This is a genomic window from Arthrobacter sp. Y3221157 (assembly GCF_059089865.1).
This window is the reverse complement of the sequence record NZ_JBNHFD010000170.1, coordinates 1-2855: the sequence shown is the minus strand read 5'-3', so window position 1 is coordinate 2855 and position 2855 is coordinate 1. Positions and strand designations below refer to the sequence as shown.

Genomic DNA, 2855 nt, shown 5'->3' with positions numbered 1-2855 from the left:
GAACTTTTCTTCAACGTCATCGCTAAGCAAATCTGAAACGCTCGCTCTCGTCATGGTGACTTCCGCCCCCAACGGATGAGCTCTTTCACGGAACCCTCTACGGTTCTTGCCTGACGAGTTCGAGGACGTGGGCATAGTTTTGTTCGAGGGTGGGCTTCGGGGTAGCCAGGCGCCTCAGCGCGACTCGGACGACGTCAACGGAGACCTTTCTGCTGACCCGAACCAAGGGGTATCCCTCCTCAACTACTTCCCAGTGGGCTCCGGGAACAGTGTGTGTGAGGAGATCTCCGTAGAACATCCCGATAGGCCGGGCAAGAACGGCCGACAAACCATCGTTGATGGTTTGATCAAGAGTGGCGAGGCTTTCCGCTTTGCGTGGCAGCGTTTGACCTCGCGCTCGGAAATAGCTGAGGAGGTCGTCGTATCCGCCTACGTTCGTTGGCGGGGATAGCACGGCATCCGAAGTGACTGGCTTATATTCTGCGTACCTTCTCGGCATTCCCGCTGGCAGTTCCTGTAAAGGTTCGTCGGGATCTTCGGGGCTGCTCATGCAGCTCATCCTAAGCACACCCATTTCGCGTTGGTCGGATTACCAAGAGCGGAACCCTGGCCGCGATCATTCAGCAGATCACGGGTTGGCGGCTTTTTCGCGGAGCTAGTGCATTCTTTTCAAGGCGATATTATGCTGCGGCAATGGGGAACATAAGTAATCGGGCGGTCCCGCCGAATTGGGATGTTTTGGTTGTGGCTAGTTGCGGCGATCCCGGTAGGTTCGGGCGTCGCATGGATAGTTAGAAACTTCAGCCCGGTAGCTCCGGATGCTCTGTCGGTTCCTGTAGCCTGCGCCGTCGTCTTCGCGATGGCAGTAGCAGTCTCGTCTCGCAGGGGCGAAAAAGGGTTGAGGGGTACCAGGCATTCCGCGCCGATCGAGTCGCGGCCAGAGTAGGCCGTTCCCAAGCCCATTGCGTTTGTTGACGAACCGTCAACGGGACATCGTTCCCGATCTTTCCGCTCCGCTATGCGTTATTGCCCGCTCTAGGATCTTCGACGGGACATTAATACCAATTCCAGATGTCCTCGATCAACCATCGGACGAAGGCGAGTGCAGCGAAGATTATTAGAATTGGCCACAGCCAACTATCGCGTAGTGGGCGCCGTTCCATAACTTGCCCCGATCAGTGGAAGAGAGTATTACCGTGCTTTTTGGATGATTGTGTGCGACGACGGCCATCAAAGCTCACATCTTCACCTCACTCGCCTACGATTTTGCCTCCGACAAGCCCGTAAACAACAAACCCGCATCCCGTGAGCAGTATGATGCCTCCCCAGATGCGATCTCGTGCCCACTTTCGCTTGACGCTGTCGTCGTCGGGGAAGCTGCGAGAATAAATTTTCCGGTACACACCGAGGAGTACTCGGGATAGGCCCAGTTGGAGTAGTCCAAATGCAATTACAATCAATCCGAAAAAGACCGCATGCGGCATAGGGCCTCCTTGTCCTGCCCCGCGGAATCGGGACTATAACTATCTCTCAAGGCGGTCGGGCTGAGCCAGAAGTTGACCGTGCATGTGCTCGTCTCCCGGAGTGCTTCTCCAAACCTTTCTAGGAAGCTGAAGCGGGCTCGGTGCAGGGGAGAGTCTGGGCACGCGTCAAACCTTCTTCGAGCGATGCTGTATCGAGAGTGACGCCATGAGGAAAATGAAAACAAGTCCGAAGCCAAGGACCTCTAAGGCGACCCCGTTCAACGCCTGTACAAAAAAATACACGGCCATCGCTGCTATAAAGGCCGCGCCAAGGATCTGCGATGCGACGCGGTACTTCCCATCCCTCGGCTCCTTATGCCGCGCAAAAGCGACCAGCCAGATGAGTTGAGCCACGAACCAAGCAATGCACATGATGCTGACAGGCGACAGATTGCCTGTTCCCGGTGTCCTGTCATTGCTTAGCTGGATAATCAAGCCAATCAGGCTCCCGGTGGTCAGGGAAAAGGCGGCTAGAAGCCTGGAATCCACTCCACGGCCGACGGATGCTATTCGTGCCATGGTCTGACAATGGCAGTGACCCGACTCGATAGCAAACGGCTATGAGTGTTTGATGCTGCAGGGCGAACGTCTGCACGCGACCCTCTGTCCGCTATAGATGCCCTTGAAAAAACGTCCGAAAGTGCCCCTGTCCGCATAACGTCCCGTTAGCCGGTCCGTTCCTGGGGTTTGGCCCCTCTGACGTGCCGCTTTGGTTGGGGCTGACGAATCCGTCCCATAAGACCTCTCCGCAGCGTTGTCCGGTGAGGGCAGGCTATACGACACTGCCCTTATGTCTGAACTAATGATTGGATATGCCAGAGTCTCCACGGATGAGCAGGACCTGACCGTGCAACGCGAGGCTCTTTTATCACTCGGTGTGGAAGCGGACAGGATCTATGTTGATCACGGCCTGACCGGAACCACTACGAACCGCCCGGGTCTTCGGGAAGCGCTGGCTGCATCCCGGGCGGGCGACACCTTTGCGGTCACCAAACTGGATCGGCTCGCACGCTCGGTACGCGACGCCCACCAGATTACTGACGGCCTACTGGCGAGAGGGGTGAAACTTAGTATCGGCGGCTCCGTCTACGATCCCACCGACCCCATGGGCAAACTCATGTTCAATGTCCTGGCCATGGTCGCCGAGTTCGAAGGGGACCTGATCCGGTTGCGGACAAAGGAAGGAATGAAGATCGCCAAGGCGAAAGGCAGGTTACGGGGCAAAAAGCCGAAGCTTTGGGGGTGTCAAGTTTTCTGTGTAAGGGACCGGTCGGTTGTCCGGTCTGCCGGGTGGTCAGATCGGGAGTCGGTTGGGGAATTGAACGGCGAAGG

At 56.7% G+C, this 2855-nt stretch carries 3 protein-coding genes; 1 reads left to right on the top strand and 2 read right to left on the bottom strand.

Features of this window, described 5'->3' with window-relative positions:
- Nucleotides 1–97 precede the first annotated feature (97 nt).
- Together AC5RTT_RS20325 and AC5RTT_RS20320 are read right to left on the bottom strand one after the other, a co-directional pair.
- Nucleotides 98–550, bottom strand: coding sequence for a DUF6278 family protein (locus AC5RTT_RS20325; RefSeq protein ID WP_494146673.1), 453 nt, complete (start codon nt 548–550; stop codon nt 98–100).
- Nucleotides 551–1649: 1099 nt separating this feature from the next.
- Nucleotides 1650–2042: a hypothetical protein gene (locus AC5RTT_RS20320; protein ID WP_494146672.1), complete on the bottom strand. Its 393-nt coding sequence runs from the start codon at nt 2040–2042 to the stop codon at nt 1650–1652.
- A gap of 271 nt (nt 2043–2313) precedes the next feature.
- Between AC5RTT_RS20320 and AC5RTT_RS20315 the strand changes: the two genes are divergently transcribed.
- Nucleotides 2314–2855: recombinase family protein (locus AC5RTT_RS20315; RefSeq protein ID WP_494146671.1), on the top strand; the 542-nt coding region annotated here is incomplete at its 3' end.